Origin of the sequence: Pseudomonas sp. WS 5051 (assembly GCF_012985715.1) — a bacterium.
In the GTDB taxonomy this organism is placed as follows: Bacteria; Pseudomonadota; Gammaproteobacteria; order Pseudomonadales; family Pseudomonadaceae; genus Aquipseudomonas; species Aquipseudomonas bubulae.
In genome coordinates, this window is the sequence record NZ_JAAQWV010000006.1 from 155,304 (window position 1) to 169,909 (window position 14,606).

Below are 14,606 nucleotides of genomic sequence, written 5' to 3' on the forward strand. Positions count from 1 at the left end.
CTCATCGCTCGATCAGCGCAATGCGCGTGTTGTACCAATTCATCAGCAGCGAAATGCTGATGCTGATGGCCAGGTACACGCTCATGGTGATGGCAATGACTTCAATCGCTTGCCCGGTCTGGTTGAGGACCGTGCCGGCAAACAGTGAAACCATTTCCGGATAACCGATGCCCGCCGCCAGCGACGAGTTTTTCACCAGGTTCAGGTATTGGCTGGTCAAAGGCGGGATGATCACCCGCAGCGCTTGCGGGATGATTACCTTGCGCAGCGTCGGCCCCGGGCGCAGCCCCAGCGAGCGGGCGGCTTCGGTCTGACCGTGACTGACGGATTTGATCCCCGACCGTACGATTTCGGCAATAAAGGCCGCGGTGTACACCGTCAACGCAATGGTCAGCGCCAACAGTTCCGGGATCAGCACCCAGCCACCGACAAAGTTGAAGCCCTTGAGCTGTGGCATCTCCCAGTGCACCGGGGTACCGAACAGCAACACGCACAGGCCAGGAATCGCCAGCAGCAAGAACAGCCCGACCCAGAACTTGTGAAATGGCTCGCCGGTGTCTTCAAAGCGCTTGTTGGCCCGACGGACCATCAGCACCACGGCCACGATAGCCAGCACCACACTGGCCACAAACGGCCAGAAGGCATCCGTACCCACTGCGGCCGGCATGTTCAGGCCACGGCTGCTCATATAGAAGGTGTTGGCAAAGTTATGGCTGTTGCGTGGCCCTGGCATGGTCAGGAAGACCGCGAAGTACCAGAACAGGATTTGCAGCAATGGCGGGATATTGCGAAAGATCTCCACATACACCGTTGCCAGCTTGCTGATCATCCAGTTCGACGACAGGCGTGCCACGCCGATGATAAACCCCAGGATCGTCGCCAGGACGATACCGATCACGGACACCAGCAAGGTGTTGAGCAACCCGATCAGAAAGACCCGCGCATAACTGTCGGACTCGGTGTAATCAATCAAATGCTGCGCAATGCCAAACCCGGCACTGCGCTCCAGAAAGTCAAAACCCGAAGTAATGCCGCGATGTTGCAGGTTGGTCTGGGTATTGTTGAACAGATACCAGCCCATAAGGACCACCAGCGCGACGGTGACGATCTGAAATAACCACGCACGCACACGTGGATCGCCGAGGCTGAGCCTGGGCTTGGGTGCGCCGACTTTAATTTGCATGAAGTGCCCCTAACAATGGATCAGACAACATCACCCGGCAGTTGGCCTGCCGGATGAAAGGGCTATCAGCGCACAGGGGGTGCGTATTGAATGCCGCCGTTATTCCACAGAGCGTTCAGCCCGCGGTCGATGGCCAGAGGCGTGTTTTTACCGAGGTTTTTCTCGAAGACTTCACCGTAGTTACCCACCTGGCTGACAATCTGCACCACCCAGTCTTTTGGCAGTTTCAGGTCTTTGCCGTATTCGCCGTCAGCACCCAGCAAGCGGGCGACATCCGGGTTTTTGGTGGATTTGGCTTCAGCCACAACGTTTTTCGAGGTGATGCCGGCTTCTTCAGCATTGAGCATGGCGAACAGGGTCCACTTCACAATGCTGAACCAGTCTTCGTCGCCCTTGCGCACGACAGGCCCCAGAGGCTCCTTGGAGATGGTTTCAGGCAATACGACATAGTCGCTCGGGTTGGCCAGCTTGCTACGCTGTGCGTACAACTGGGACTTGTCGGAGGTCAACACGTCGCAACGGCCGCTTTCCAGAGACTTGGCGCTTTCATCAGAGGTGTCGAAGGTGATCGGGGTGTACTTGAGGTTATTGGCGCGGAAGTAATCCGACACATTCAGCTCGGTAGTCGTGCCGGCCTGGATACAGATGGTTGCACCGTCCAGTTCCTTGGCACTTTTTACCCCCAGCTTGTTGTTGACCAAAAAGCCGACGCCGTCGTAATAGGTCACGCCCGCGAACACCATGCCCATGCCCGCATCACGGGAACTGGTCCAGGTGGTATTGCGCGACAACACATCGACTTCGCCCGATTGCAGCGCGGTGAAACGCTCCTTGGCGTTCAACTGGCTGAACTTGACCTTGGTAGCATCGCCAAACACTGCGGCGGCCACTGCACGACAGACATCCGCATCGATCCCCATGATCTTGCCGTCTTTATCCGGTACCGAAAAGCCCGGTAAACCGTCACTCACGCCACATTGCACAAAACCTTTCTTCTTGACACTGTCCAGGGTCGCGCCTGCGTGGGCAAAACCGCTGGCACTGAGTAACACGATGGCTGCTGTGGCCAAAGCCAGGGTGGATTTCAATTGCTTCATTCAAACCTCCAGTGCTGCTTTTTTGTGTTTGAACAAGGCCCGCCGCCCCCTTGTGAGGCACTGTTGACCCATGTTGGCTTTTTATTGGGTCAAGCGGCATAAGCCTTGAGCGATGGGTGCATCGCACGAACCGTCAAACTGAAGCGCTCACTTGAGCTGTTGAATTCCTTGTCTAACTCCAACCTCGGGATTTTTGCAGCCCCCCCTGTTAGTGTTACCGTCCAAAGGGGGCGCATTCACGCCACTGTCCACATAGCAAGGCGCGTACCACTCTTGGCCCCTAAGTAAGTTCAGTAGGTAATGCAGGAAAAAACGTTCAAGCACGCGACATATTCTGTAATCCTTAGTCGATCAAGCACACTTGTAGCGCACCCGATTTGCGCACATGCACAACGATGGAGCAGCCATGACCCAACCCCTGATCATCCAGCCTCAAAAAACCGCAGACGCCTGTGTTATCTGGCTCCACGGTCTGGGTGCCGACCGTTATGACTTCATGCCGGTGGCTGAGATCCTGCAACAGTCGTTGCTGACCACGCGCTTTGTATTGCCGCAGGCTCCAACCCGCGCCGTGACCATCAATGGCGGCTATGCCATGCCTAGCTGGTACGACATCAAGGCCATGAGTCCTGCCCGCTCGATCAGTGAAGAAGAGCTCGAAGAGTCGGCCGACATGGTCATTGCCTTGATCGAAGCCCAGCGCCAGAGCGGTATCGACGCCAGCCGGATTTTTCTGGCCGGGTTTTCACAAGGTGGCGGCGTGGTTTTCCATACCGCTTATTTGAAATGGCAGGGCCCACTGGGTGGCGTTATTGCCCTTTCAACCTATGCGCCAACCTTCAACGAAGGCCTGCCATTGTCGGCCAGCCAGCAGCGAATCCCGGCTTTGTGCCTGCACGGGCAGTACGATGATGTAGTCCAAAACGCTATGGGTCGTACGGCTTATGAGCATTTGAAAGCCGCAGGTGTGTCCGTTACATGGCAGGAGTACCCAATGGGCCATGAAGTGTTACCAGAGGAAATAAGCGATATCGGTACCTGGCTGACGAAACATCTGAGCTAAAACCGAAACATCCCGTCGTTCACTACACGCCGAGCGCCCGACTTGCATTACACTGCCCGGCGTATACTCCTTAACCAACTGATGAGATGACCGTGCTCAAAGCACTTAAAAAAATATTCGGTAAAAGCGAGGCTGAGCCGCTCGCGCCAGCTTCCGTTACACCTCCAGGCAACGCCAGAGCGCGAACCGACGCGCAACAACCTGGCCGTTCTGCTCCTGTTCCAGCCCCTGAGCCGGTGAACACTCCCGACGCACAATCCGCTGCTGAACAACCGCGTATCGAAAAACCCAAAATTGCCAAGCCACGGCGTGAGGCGGCCCCCAAGCCACCGGTCATTCCCTGGAAACTCGAAGACTTCGCCGTCGAGCCACAAGAAGGCAAAGTCCGCTTTCACGATTTCAAGCTCGCCCCCGAGCTGATGCACGCCATCCAGGACCTTGGTTTTCCGTACTGCACGCCGATCCAGGCAGGCGTACTGGGCTATACCCTGAGCGGGCGTGACGCCATTGGCCGTGCCCAGACCGGTACGGGCAAGACGGCTGCGTTCCTGATCTCGATCATTAGCCAGTTGACCCAGACGCCGCCGCCAAAAGAGCGTTACATGGGCGAACCACGCGCTCTGATCATCGCGCCGACCCGTGAGCTGGTGGTGCAGATCGCCAAGGACGCGGCCGACCTGACCAAGTACACCGACCTCAATGTCATGACATTCGTGGGCGGCATGGACTTCGACAAGCAACTCAAGCAGCTTGAAGCCCGCCATTGCGACATTCTGGTGGCCACACCGGGCCGTCTGCTGGACTTCAACCAGCGCGGCGAAGTGCATCTGGACATGGTCGAAGTGATGGTGCTCGACGAAGCCGACCGCATGCTGGACATGGGCTTCATCCCGCAAGTACGCCAGATCATTCGTCAAACGCCACCAAAAGCCGAACGTCAGACGCTGCTGTTCTCCGCGACCTTTACCGAGGACGTGATGAACCTGGCCAAGCAATGGACCACAGACCCTGCCATCGTCGAGATCGAAGCGGTCAACGTCGCCAGTGACATGGTTGAGCAGCACGTCTATGCCGTCGCCGGTGCCGACAAGTACAAGCTGTTGTTCAACCTGGTCAACGACAATGGCTGGGAACGGGTGATCGTATTTGCCAACCGCAAGGACGAAGTGCGCCGCATCGAAGAGCGCCTGGTACGTGACGGTATCAACGCGGCGCAACTGTCGGGGGATGTACCGCAGCACAAACGTATCAAGACCCTGGAAGGCTTCCGCGAAGGCAAGATCCGCGTGCTGGTAGCTACCGACGTTGCAGGTCGTGGCATCCACATTGATGGCATCAGCCACGTGATCAACTTCACCCTGCCTGAAGTGCCGGACGACTATGTACACCGTATTGGCCGTACCGGCCGTGCTGGCGCCAGCGGTGTATCGATCAGTTTTGCCGGTGAAGACGACTCGTACCAGTTGCCGTCGATCGAAGCCCTGCTAGGTCGTAAAATCAGCTGCGAAACGCCGCCAGCCGAGCTGCTGCGCCCTGTCGTACGCGCTGTGCGCAAGCCGCAGGACCCGACTGCAACGGCCTGATACGCAAATCTGTAGCCGCTGCCGAGGCACCAGGCTGCGATGGGCTGCGAAGCGGCCCCGCTTTTTGAAGGGCCTGCGGCCCTTATCGCAGCCTGCGGCAGCGGCTACAGGGCTTGATTACTTCCAGCGCTGCGCCGCCACCTCATCGCTCACCCGCCCCTCCACCCATCGCGGGCCTGAGGGGGTCTGTTCTTTTTTCCAGAACGGGGCGCGGGTTTTCAGATAATCCATCACAAAACTGCAGGCATCGAAAGCGGCCTGACGGTGAGCACTGGCTACGCCAACAAACACAATCGGCTCTCCCGGCTCCAGCAGGCCAATACGGTGCAGCACTTCAAGCTTGAGCAGCGGCCAGCGCTGCGCAGCTTCATCAATAATTTTGCCCAGGGCTTTCTCGGTCATGCCCGGATAATGCTCCAGGAACATCCCCGCCACGTCACGGCCGTCATTGAAGTCGCGCACATAACCGACAAAACTCACCACTGCGCCCACGCCCAGATTCGCGGCATGCAGTGCATTGACTTCAGCGCCAGGATCAAAGGCCGCCGCTTGCACCCGAATCGCCATGTTCAGCCTCCGGTCACGGGCGGAAAAAATGCCACTTCGTCGCCGTCCGCCAGGGGTTCGGCGAGCTTGCACAGCTCTTCATTGCGCGCACACATCAGGTTGGGCTCGGCCAGCACCTGCCAGGCACCACCGCGTTGCGTCAGGTGCGCGCGCAACTGCTCAATGGAGACGAACCCGCCCTCCACTGCCTCACTATCCAGCCCCAGAACCTCGCGATAGCGGGCAAAGAAAACCACTTTGAGCTTCATGACGCATCCGCCTGAAAGTGCCCGCTCTTGCCGCCGAGCTTTTCCAGTACGCGCACACCTTCGATGGTCATGCCGCGATCGACCGCCTTGCACATGTCGTAAATAGTCAGGGCTGCAACGCTGGCGGCGGTCAGGGCTTCCATTTCGACGCCGGTCTGCCCGGACAGCTTGCAGCGCGCCACGATCAATACCGCGTAGCTGCCTTGGGCACTGAGCTCAACCTTGACGCTGGTGAGCATCAACGGATGGCACAAAGGGATCAGGTCCGAGGTTTTCTTCGCTGCCTGGATCCCGGCAATCCGCGCCACGGCAAACACATCACCCTTGGGGTGACCGCCACTGATGATCATGTCCAGGGTTTCAGGGCGCATGCGCACCACCGCTTGTGCCACAGCCTCACGGGAGGTCACCGCTTTGTCGGTGACATCGACCATGTTGGCGCGGCCTTGGGAATCTAAGTGAGTCAGCACAGGGGGTACTCCAGAGAGGAGTATCGATTGTAAACCCGAGGGTCAGCTTAAGGCCATCGACCCCGCGAATACCGCGCATCAGAACATGGAATTGGCCGCCCGCAGGCAATCGCCGTACAAAGGTCGAAACTTTGGAGTCATACCTATGCCACTTTTTATTGCCATTGCCCTGAGCCTGCTGGCGGGTGCTGCGGTGCCCCTGCAAGCGGGCAGTAACGCTCGATTGGGCGTGGTGCTGGGCCATCCCTTTTGGGCCACCGTGATCTCATTACTGATCAGCGGCCTGGCGATTGCGCTGGTAATGCTGATTGTCAAAGTGCCCCGCCCCAATCTCGCGGCCCTGCTCACCGGCCCCTGGTGGATCTGGCTCGGCGGGCTGGCCGGGGTGTTTTACATCACCGTGGCGCTGATCAGCGTGCCGCGCCTGGGGGCGCTGAACTTCATCATGGCGGTGGTGGTGGGCCAGTTGATCAGTTCACTGCTGATCGATTACTTCGGCTTGCTGGGTTTGCCAAGAAACACCCCCAGCCTGCAAAAACTGCTCGGGGTCAGCGTGGTGCTGGCAGGTTTTGTCATCGCTTCACGCGGCTGAAGGCGCACTCACTTGCCTGACCAGATCCCGCAGCCAGCGATGAGCCGGGTCTTCGTTGAAACGCTGATGCCAGACCTGCACATAATTGAACGGCGCTATCGTCATGGGAGGCGGCAGTGCCACCAGGCTGTCGCCAAATGACAGATTGTCCAGGGTACGGGTGGCCACGGTAAGAATCAGGTCGGTGTCGGTAATCATCCCCGGTGCCGTGCCCCAGTGCGGCACATTGACCGCAACCCGGCGCTGCAACCCCCGGGCGTGCAACACGTTATCGACCTCGCCCTGGGTATTGCCATCCGTCGACACCAGCAGGTGCGGGCGCGCCAGATAGCTGTCCAGATCGAGCACGCCATTGTCCGGGAGCGAACGACGATTGAGCAGGCAGGTAAAGGTTTCTTCAAACAATACATCGCTGCAGATATCTGCTGGCATCGTGGGGAAAACCCCAACGGCCAGATCGATCTTGCCCTGCTCGATCTGCTCCAGCATGCCCAGGCGGCTGTCCTGGATGACCACCAGCGAAGTGTCCGGTGCTTGCTCGCGCAGCAGCACCAGCAGTTTTGGCAACACGATGGTCGCGCCGTAATCGGACATGGCCAGGCGAAAGGTACGCTGTGATTCTGCCGGCACAAAGTCGATGGACTGGCCGAGCAGCGTTTCGACCTGTCCCAGGATGGCCTTGAGCGGCGCCTGGAGATTTTGCGCCATCACGCTCAGCACCACCTCGTTGCCCTGACGGATCAGCAACGGGTCATCAAGCAGCACCCTGAGTTTGTTCAGTGAGTGGCTGATGGCGGGCTGGCTCAAATGCAAACGAACACCGGTGCGGGTTACGTGTTTTTCCGTGAGCAGCGCATCGAGCACCACCAGCAGATTCAAATCGATATTACGCAGTAACACCTGACGCTCCTGTCTTGGCCAACTCCAGGGCAACGCTGCATGATCCATGCGCGCAACCGCCGTCAGCTTACATGAAGCCAAAACGCCAGTGGGAGCGGGCTTGCTCGCGATGAAAGTGGCGCGGTGTATCTGGGATACCGCGTCATCTTCATCGCGAGCAAGCCCGCTCCCACCTTCAGGCAGTTACAAATGTGACTCGGCGTATTCCGCCAGAATCGAGCGAGGCACCCCTTGCAGGGCTATATGCACACCGTTGGGGAAGTCTTTGAAACGCTCCGTCAGGTAGGTCAGCCCCGAACTGGTGGCCGACAGGTAGGGGGTATCGATCTGTGCCAGGTTACCCAGGCACACCACTTTGGAACCGGCACCGGCACGGGTAATGATGGTTTTCATCTGGTGCGGTGTCAGGTTCTGGCACTCATCGATCAGGATCAGGCTCTGCTGGAAACTGCGACCGCGGATGTAGTTCAGGGATTTGAACTGCAATGGCACCTTGCTCAGAATGTAGTCGACGCTGCCGTGGGTATTTTCATCATCCATGTGCAGAGCTTCGAGGTTGTCAGTAATGGCACCCAGCCAAGGCTCCATTTTTTCGGCTTCGGTGCCCGGCAAGAAGCCGATTTCCTGGTCCAGGCCCTGCACGCTGCGGGTACAGATAATCCGCCGGTAGCGTTTGCTGACCATGGTTTGTTCAATCGCTGCCGCCAGCGCAAGGATGGTCTTGCCCGATCCCGCCGCACCCGACAGGTTGACCAGGTGAATGTCCGGGTCGAGCAAAGCAAACAGCGCCAGCCCCTGGTAAATATCCCGCGGTTTGAGGCCCCAGGCTTCCTGGTGCAGCAGCGGTTCCTGATGCATGTCGAGGATCAGCAACTGATCCTTGCGCACCTCCTTGATCCAGCCGACAAAGCCCTGCTCATCAATGATGAATTCATTGATATGCACCGCCGGCAGGTTTTCGTTCATTTGCACCTGATGCCAGGTACGGCCATGCCCCTGGCGGGTTTCGACCTTGTTGACGCGGTCCCAGAACGAACCGGTCATGGTGTGATAGCCGCGCGAGAGCATCGACACGTCGTCAACCAGCTGGTCGGTACTGTAATCCTCGGACTCGATCCCGCAAGCCCGGGCCTTTAGGCGCATGTTGATGTCTTTGGTGACCAGCACCACGCGCAATTGCGGCTCACGGGCGTGCAAGTCGATCAACTGGTTGATGATGATGTTGTCGTTGAGGTTTTCGGGCAGCAACGCGTTGGGCTCGCGGCGCTTGCTCATCATGATCGACAGGAAGCCCTTAGGTGCGCCTTTGCCGCGCTGGATCGGCACACCTTTTTCGACGTCATCGGGGGTGGCAACCCCCAGCAACTGGTCAATGAGGCGAATGGCCTGACGGCACTCGGCTGCCACCAGTAATTTGCCGGTTTTGAGCTTGTCGAGCTCTTCGAGCACCGTCATCGGGATCGCGACGTGGTGTTCCTCGAAGTTAAGCATTGCGTTTGGATCGTGAATCAGAACATTGGTATCGAGTACATAAAGGATTGGCTGGTTGGAAGAAGGAGTGCGTCCGTGATCATCCATACTCGGTCACCTTTGTGGGAGCCATTCGACGCAATACCGCAACAGTGCTGCGCCTCGAAGTGACTGCCGTATACCCTGCCCGATGGCGTCCTGGAAGACGCCACCTGTTTCGCAGGTTTCGGCCGTCTGTCTTCGTAATACTCCTAAATGTGTGACAAAAAAAATGTTTTTTCACATTCCAGCACTTTATTTTTTGAATGACGAACAACCCTTGGCGCATTCCGGGACCGCAACTAAGCTAATAGATCTACCGATATTAAAAAACGCTGCAATCAACCTATTCTTCCTCTGTCGCGGCAGTGAGCAGCGCTCAAACCTGAATTCGACACCCCTTCATTAAAGCCAGTTAATTCCTACATAGATCCAGGACAAACCCTGCGCCAGCATCTTTTCGCCCGCATTAAGCTGCAGCTGGTACTGAGTCCGCTAACCGTCACTTCCGTGGTGATTTTCTGATTCAACTCCGCGCAACACCTTCATTAATGCACGAGGTCACGGTACTGACGCACCCCTCTTCAGGTGACGAATAAATACCGCGACCGCGTTACTGCGAAAGGATGACTGTATGACTCCCATCTCCAAAACACTGGAACAATTGCTGCTCGATATTTACAAGGACGGCAGCGTTTCGTTTACCGAGTACGAACAGCTGCGCGACAATGCTGATGAAAGAATGGAAAGGATCATTGAGCACTTTGGCCATCACAACAATACGACCGCTTTTCAAAAGGCCATGGATGTCGCCATGCAATTGCTGCAACTGGCAGTAATCGATGCCAAGAACGCCAAGCTGACCGATACCGGTGAAGCCATCGTCAAGGATGCAATCACCGCCCAGGTTGAATACCTGCGCGCAGGCAGCCATCTGGCACTGCGCCTGCTGTAACGCCGTGTTTCCTGGCCCGTCGAAGCCGGCGGGCCAGGAGGAATGGTCTAGCGCTCACCGAGCGCTTCACAACTGTCCCAGCCCAATCCACTTTGTGAGGTAGCGTTCATCAGCCAGGGTAATGCCGTACGCACCTTGTCCTGGGTGTCATGAAACGCAATCACCCCATGCCGCCAAAGCAGCATCAGGGTCAATACTCGATGGGCTGACTGCTCGCCGTTCAAGCTCGTCGCCAAGTCCTGGGCATCGATGCCCCACAAGGCCACCCGCATGCCCTGAGCCTCAAAAAAACCGCCGCTGTCGGCCCGGCGCTGCCCGTAGGGCGGGCGAAACAGAGGCACGTAGCGCTGCGGCACAACCTGATTGACCAGGGCGGCGCTACGCGCAATAGAGTCCTGCCAGTCTTTCCAGTGACTGTGGGAACGGTACTCCCAGCCCTGCACACCCACACACTGTCCCTTGTAGAGTGCCTGCAAGGCCAGCGCGCCCTCCTTGTCGAGACGCACCTGCAAGCTGTTACCCAGCACGAAAAAAATCCCGCTGATGGATTGCTTGCGCAGGTACCCGGTCAGCCAGTCAGTAGTGCCCGGCAATTGCGTGGGGCCGCTGTCGAAGGTCAACAAAAACAGCCGGTCGTGCATCGTCTCGCCGTTGACTTCCTGGTCGCCCAACAGAGCGATTTCACTGCTGATTTGCGGGAGCAGCGCCGCCATGCGTAATTGCTCATCCAGGTAGCGCTGGTGAAACTCACGGCCGGGCTCGGCCCAGGCCACATAAAACGAGTCATCGGCGATTGCGAACTTGCCCGCCTGCTCACGCAGACTGTCCATGTCATCGACGTAATAGCAGAACGAAGCATCCTGATCGCAACTTTGCTGCGCCAGGTTGTAGTTGGTCAGTAACCGCTGCCACATCCGCTGGCGCAGAGCATCTATTGCCTCAACATTGATTATTTTCAGACCCAACCGCTGTTTCAGGGCGCTTTCATCCAGCGCTTCGCTGACCATCAAGGCATGGGCAAAAGCGAGTATTTCGGCACGCGAGGCAACATCGAACAAGGCCGGGCTGGTCAATTGTTCGGGCCATGTGCTGCGATCCAGCGTCGCGGGCTCGACAGGTGCCGCCACCGCCCCGGCACACACCAGCCAGACCCACAAGAAAAGAGCAATGCGCACTGATCAACCCCCTGTAAAAACTGACTGCACTATAACCCGACCAGTGCCCGACCCCGCAGGCGTTGGGGGATCTATCGCGTTCATAGGTGGAGTCAAACTGCGCCAACGCCTAGAATCCCCCGACGCTAAAAGGAGACAACCCCATGCTGATGGTGATTTCACCCGCTAAAACCCTCGATTATGAAACGCCGCCCGCCACAGCACGTTTCACCCAGCCCCAGTACCTGGACCATTCCCAGGAATTGATCGAACAATTGCGCGAACTGAGCCCGCAACAGATTGGCGAGCTGATGCATTTATCCGACAAGCTGTCGGGCCTCAACGCGGCGCGCTTTGGCAGCTGGACGCCCGCCTTTACCCCCGCCAATGCCAAGCAGGCACTGCTGGCGTTCAAGGGCGATGTCTACACCGGCCTCAATGCTGTGGACTTCAGCGAGGCCGACTTCGACTATGCGCAAAGCCACCTGCGCATGCTCTCGGGGCTCTACGGCCTGCTGCGTCCGCTGGACCTGATGATGCCGTATCGCCTGGAAATGGGCACCAAACTGGCCAACGCACGGGGCAAGGACCTGTACGCGTTCTGGGGCACGCACATCAGCGAATGGCTCAACCAGGCCCTGGCCGAACAAGGCGATGACGTACTGCTCAATCTGGCATCCAACGAATACTTCTCGGCGGTAAAAAAGTCGGCATTGAACGCCCGCATCATCAATACCGAGTTCAAGGACCTGAAAAACGGCCAGCATAAAATCATCAGTTTCTATGCGAAAAAAGCCCGAGGCATGATGAGCCGGTTTGTGATCAAGGAGCGCATCGACAACCCTGAGCACCTCAAGCAGTTTGATGAGCAGGGTTATCGCTTCAGCGCCGAGCAGTCCAAGCCGGATTTGCTGGTGTTTTTGCGCGACCACGCCCCGCAGTGACCCGCTGCATGCCTCATGCTGGTAAGTTATAGGTATTCCCTGCAAGAGGCCCAGCCATGTTTATCGGCGTTTTACTGATCATCACCTGGCTTGTCCTGTTGTTGCGCTACCCGGCCAAGGCCTTGCCGGTCTCGCTGGCTGCCGTACTGGGGCTGGCGATAGTTGCAGCCTCGGTGGCGTGGCTGGACAGCCGTGAGGCGGCACAACTGGCACGTCTGGAACTGCGCATCGTCTATGACCCTGCCCAATGCCCGGCAGACCGACCGCTGCAACTGACCCTGAAAAACAGCAATGACGTACCACTGGTCGAACTTGGCTGGCGCATTGCCGCCTATGCACCGGGCGACACCGTCAATCTTGCCGACAACCTTTACACCGCCCCGCGCTACCGCGGCCCCGGCGAATTGCAAGCAGGGGCAAGCTGGCAGGACTGCTTGCCGATGCCGCCGCTGCGCACGGGTTATCGCCCGCAAACCCTCGAGTTTCGGGCAGAACGCCTGCAAGGCAGTTTTTCCAATTAAGGATGTTCCCATGCTGCGTGTTTTGATCACCGGTTGTTCCAGCGGTATTGGCCGCGCCCTGGCCGATGCTTTCAAGGTGGCGGGGCATGATGTCTGGGCCTGCGCCCGCAAGCCTGGGGATGTAGCACTATTGGCTGCGGCGGGGTTTGCCGCTGTGCAACTGGACGTCAATGATCCGCAGGGGTTGGAGCAATTGGCCGAGCGCCTGGAGCAGGCAGGCGGCGGGCTGGACGTGCTGATAAACAATGCAGGTTTCGGCGCTATGGGCCCCCTGCTCGATGGCGGCGTCGAGGGCTTGCAGCAGCAATTTGAAACCAATGTATTTTCCATTGTGGGCGTTACCCGCGCGCTGTTCCCGGCGCTGCGCCGCAACAAGGGCCTGGTGGTCAATATCGGCAGTGTTTCCGGGGTACTGGTCACCCCGTTTGCCGGCGCCTACTGTGCCTCTAAAGCTGCAGTACATGCCTTGAGTGATGCCCTGCGCATGGAGCTGGCGCCTTTTGCCATTGGCGTGCTGGAAGTGCAGCCCGGGGCCATTGATACCAGCTTCGCGAAAAATGCCAGCGCCCAGGCCGAGCAGTTGATTGCCGAGAGCTCCGCCTGGTGGCCCATGCGCGACGGTATTCGCGCCAGGGCCAGGGCCTCACAAGACAATCCCACCCCGGCCACAGCCTTTGCCGACGCAGTATTCAAGGCCGTCATGAAACCCAAGCCAGCGATGTTGCTGCGTTACGGTAATGGCAGCCGCGCCTTGCCGCTGCTGGCTGCGCTGGTGCCCGCTGCCCTACTGGAAAAAATCCTGATGAAGCGGTTCGGCCTCAATACCCGTGCCTGACACTCATTATGTAGCAGCTGCTACGGGTGATAGCACTGGCCTATGCATACGCCTTCATAAAATCGATAAACACCCGCACCTTCAGCGGCAAATGCCGTGTATCGGGGTAGAGCGCGTACACCCCCTGGCGGCTCAGTTGCCATTCGGGCAGCAGATGTACCAGCCGCCCCGTGCGCAAATCCTCCTCGATCAGCCAGTCGGGCAGGATCGCCACGCCTTGCCCGGTCAGGGCAAACGCCTGCAACACCGATGAATTGTCCGCCCTGATGCGCGCCTTGCAGGGGTTGGGCTGGTAAGGACGGACCACACCGCTGCTCACCTCGGTAATAGTCAACTCCCCAACCCGGCCATGCTCCAGCCACGGCGTTTGCTCAAGCGCGTGCACGCTGTCTATCGGCACCACGCTGGTAACGAACGCCGGCGAGGCCACCGGCAGAATGCCGAAGGTGCACAACTGCACGGCACGATGGCTGGAGTCGAGCACGCGACCCAGTCGCAAGGCCACGTCAAAACGCTCGGAGATCAGATCCGCATGGGTCGATGAGGTCGACAGCTGGACGTTGAGGTCAGGGTGCAAGGCACTGAAGAGCTCCAGCGCCGGCACCACCTTGGCCAGGGCATATTCAACGGTGGTGGTGATGCGCAGCGTGCCCTTGAGTTCGGTGTGTTCGCTGCGCGCTTCGTCAATCGCCAGCCGGGCCTCTTCCAGCATGCTCAGGCAGCGCTGGTAAAAGCGCTCACCCGCCTCAGTCAGGGCCAACCGTCGGGTGTTGCGCGTTAGCAGGGTCACGCCCAGCTCAGCCTCTAGACGCTTGATATTGAAGCTGACCACCGCACGGGTTTGCCCCAGTAAATCAGCCGCGGCGGTAAGGGAGCCAGCTTCGACCACGGCCTTGAAGGTGTCGAACCGGTCGAGGCTGACCATAGAGAAACCTGCCAATTGTCAAAATAATTTTGACAATCTAGCAGCAGACGGACGGTTCCT

The 14,606-nt window shown here is 58.3% G+C and carries 16 protein-coding genes; 7 read left to right on the forward strand and 9 right to left on the reverse strand.

Annotated features, from left to right (window positions below; all coding sequences use genetic code 11):
* Position 1: 1 nt before the first annotated feature.
* Together HBN79_RS11960 and HBN79_RS11965 are read right to left on the reverse strand one after the other, a co-directional pair.
* On the reverse strand, positions 2-1,183 hold the full coding sequence (locus HBN79_RS11960; RefSeq protein ID WP_095024906.1) for an amino acid ABC transporter permease: 1,182 nt from the start codon (positions 1,181-1,183) through the stop codon (positions 2-4).
* A gap of 65 nt (positions 1,184-1,248) precedes the next feature.
* Positions 1,249-2,280, reverse strand: coding sequence for an amino acid ABC transporter substrate-binding protein (locus HBN79_RS11965; protein ID WP_095001216.1), 1,032 nt, complete (start codon positions 2,278-2,280; stop codon positions 1,249-1,251).
* A 406-nt stretch (positions 2,281-2,686) separates the two neighbouring features.
* Here HBN79_RS11965 and HBN79_RS11970 point away from each other — a divergent pair, with 406 nt between their 5' ends.
* Together HBN79_RS11970 and rhlB are read left to right on the forward strand one after the other, a co-directional pair.
* Complete coding sequence (locus tag HBN79_RS11970) at positions 2,687-3,343, forward strand: alpha/beta hydrolase (RefSeq protein ID WP_169916747.1); 657 nt, start codon at positions 2,687-2,689, stop codon at positions 3,341-3,343.
* An 86-nt stretch (positions 3,344-3,429) separates the two neighbouring features.
* Positions 3,430-4,926, forward strand: coding sequence for an ATP-dependent RNA helicase RhlB (rhlB, locus tag HBN79_RS11975; RefSeq protein WP_095001214.1), 1,497 nt, complete (start codon positions 3,430-3,432; stop codon positions 4,924-4,926).
* A gap of 117 nt (positions 4,927-5,043) precedes the next feature.
* Here rhlB and moaE read toward each other — a convergent pair whose 3' ends face one another.
* Genes moaE through moaC form a run of 3 tightly spaced genes read right to left on the reverse strand, consistent with a single transcriptional unit; the run spans position 5,044 to position 6,211 of the window.
* The gene (moaE, locus tag HBN79_RS11980) at positions 5,044-5,493 is read right to left on the reverse strand and encodes a molybdopterin synthase catalytic subunit MoaE (RefSeq protein ID WP_095001213.1); all 450 of its coding nucleotides are present in this window, start codon (positions 5,491-5,493) and stop codon (positions 5,044-5,046) included.
* Positions 5,494-5,495: 2 nt separating this feature from the next.
* Positions 5,496-5,741: a MoaD/ThiS family protein gene (locus HBN79_RS11985; protein WP_095001212.1), complete on the reverse strand. Its 246-nt coding sequence runs from the start codon at positions 5,739-5,741 to the stop codon at positions 5,496-5,498.
* On the reverse strand, positions 5,738-6,211 hold the full coding sequence (gene moaC / locus HBN79_RS11990) for a cyclic pyranopterin monophosphate synthase MoaC (protein WP_169916748.1): 474 nt from the start codon (positions 6,209-6,211) through the stop codon (positions 5,738-5,740). The genes HBN79_RS11985 and moaC overlap by 4 nt, the downstream gene beginning before the upstream one ends.
* Before the next feature lie 145 nt (positions 6,212-6,356).
* Between moaC and HBN79_RS11995 the strand changes: the two genes are divergently transcribed.
* Positions 6,357-6,803: a DMT family transporter gene (locus tag HBN79_RS11995; protein ID WP_095001210.1), complete on the forward strand. Its 447-nt coding sequence runs from the start codon at positions 6,357-6,359 to the stop codon at positions 6,801-6,803.
* Here HBN79_RS11995 and HBN79_RS12000 read toward each other — a convergent pair.
* Both HBN79_RS12000 and HBN79_RS12005 read right to left on the reverse strand, forming a co-directional pair.
* Entirely contained in the window at positions 6,792-7,703 is a 912-nt protein-coding gene (locus HBN79_RS12000) for a LysR substrate-binding domain-containing protein (RefSeq protein ID WP_095031478.1), read from the reverse strand. The two genes, HBN79_RS11995 and HBN79_RS12000, sit on opposite strands and share 12 nt — an antisense overlap.
* 183 nt (positions 7,704-7,886) lie before the next feature.
* Positions 7,887-9,281 (reverse strand): PhoH family protein, encoded by a 1,395-nt coding sequence (locus tag HBN79_RS12005; protein WP_095001208.1) that lies wholly within the window; start codon positions 9,279-9,281, stop codon positions 7,887-7,889.
* A gap of 565 nt (positions 9,282-9,846) precedes the next feature.
* Here HBN79_RS12005 and HBN79_RS12010 point away from each other — a divergent pair.
* Entirely contained in the window at positions 9,847-10,167 is a 321-nt protein-coding gene (locus HBN79_RS12010; protein ID WP_095018213.1) for a hypothetical protein, read from the forward strand.
* 47 nt (positions 10,168-10,214) lie between these two features.
* On the opposite strand, the gene HBN79_RS12015 is transcribed toward HBN79_RS12010, so the two are convergent.
* Entirely contained in the window at positions 10,215-11,342 is a 1,128-nt protein-coding gene (locus tag HBN79_RS12015) for a polysaccharide deacetylase family protein (RefSeq protein ID WP_095024909.1), read from the reverse strand.
* Positions 11,343-11,485: 143 nt separating this feature from the next.
* Between HBN79_RS12015 and yaaA the strand changes: the two genes are divergently transcribed.
* Genes yaaA through HBN79_RS12030 form a run of 3 tightly spaced genes read left to right on the forward strand, consistent with a single transcriptional unit; the run spans position 11,486 to position 13,621 of the window.
* A complete protein-coding gene (gene yaaA / locus HBN79_RS12020) occupies positions 11,486-12,265 on the forward strand; it encodes a peroxide stress protein YaaA (protein WP_095001205.1) in 780 nt (259 codons plus the stop codon).
* Between the two features lie 56 nt (positions 12,266-12,321).
* A complete protein-coding gene (locus HBN79_RS12025) occupies positions 12,322-12,786 on the forward strand; it encodes a multidrug transporter (RefSeq protein WP_095001204.1) in 465 nt (154 codons plus the stop codon).
* A 10-nt stretch (positions 12,787-12,796) separates the two neighbouring features.
* Positions 12,797-13,621 carry an SDR family oxidoreductase gene (locus HBN79_RS12030; RefSeq protein WP_095031475.1) on the forward strand — a complete coding sequence of 275 codons (825 nt, stop codon included), beginning with the start codon at positions 12,797-12,799 and terminating at the stop codon, positions 13,619-13,621.
* A 40-nt stretch (positions 13,622-13,661) separates the two neighbouring features.
* On the opposite strand, the gene HBN79_RS12035 is transcribed toward HBN79_RS12030, so the two are convergent.
* On the reverse strand, positions 13,662-14,546 hold the full coding sequence (locus HBN79_RS12035; RefSeq protein ID WP_095031474.1) for a LysR family transcriptional regulator: 885 nt from the start codon (positions 14,544-14,546) through the stop codon (positions 13,662-13,664).
* Between the last annotated feature and the right edge of the window lie 60 nt (positions 14,547-14,606).

Bases quoted from the DNA above. Each gene is read 5' to 3' on its own strand.
- HBN79_RS11965 (WP_095001216.1), bottom strand. From the start codon at position 2,280: ATGAAGCAATTGAAATCCACCCTGGCTTTGGCCACAGCAGCCATCGTG.
- HBN79_RS12030 (WP_095031475.1), top strand. From the start codon at position 12,797: ATGCTGCGTGTTTTGATCACCGGTTGTTCCAGCGGTATTGGCCGCGCC.
- HBN79_RS12010 (WP_095018213.1), top strand. From the start codon at position 9,847: ATGACTCCCATCTCCAAAACACTGGAACAATTGCTGCTCGATATTTAC.
- moaE (WP_095001213.1), bottom strand. From the start codon at position 5,493: ATGGCGATTCGGGTGCAAGCGGCGGCCTTTGATCCTGGCGCTGAAGTC.
- HBN79_RS12025 (WP_095001204.1), top strand. From the start codon at position 12,322: ATGTTTATCGGCGTTTTACTGATCATCACCTGGCTTGTCCTGTTGTTG.
- HBN79_RS11995 (WP_095001210.1), top strand. From the start codon at position 6,357: ATGCCACTTTTTATTGCCATTGCCCTGAGCCTGCTGGCGGGTGCTGCG.
- rhlB (WP_095001214.1), top strand. From the start codon at position 3,430: ATGACCGTGCTCAAAGCACTTAAAAAAATATTCGGTAAAAGCGAGGCT.
- HBN79_RS11970 (WP_169916747.1), top strand. From the start codon at position 2,687: ATGACCCAACCCCTGATCATCCAGCCTCAAAAAACCGCAGACGCCTGT.
- yaaA (WP_095001205.1), top strand. From the start codon at position 11,486: ATGCTGATGGTGATTTCACCCGCTAAAACCCTCGATTATGAAACGCCG.
- HBN79_RS12005 (WP_095001208.1), bottom strand. From the start codon at position 9,281: ATGGATGATCACGGACGCACTCCTTCTTCCAACCAGCCAATCCTTTAT.
- HBN79_RS11985 (WP_095001212.1), bottom strand. From the start codon at position 5,741: ATGAAGCTCAAAGTGGTTTTCTTTGCCCGCTATCGCGAGGTTCTGGGG.
- HBN79_RS11960 (WP_095024906.1), bottom strand. From the start codon at position 1,183: ATGCAAATTAAAGTCGGCGCACCCAAGCCCAGGCTCAGCCTCGGCGAT.
- HBN79_RS12035 (WP_095031474.1), bottom strand. From the start codon at position 14,546: ATGGTCAGCCTCGACCGGTTCGACACCTTCAAGGCCGTGGTCGAAGCT.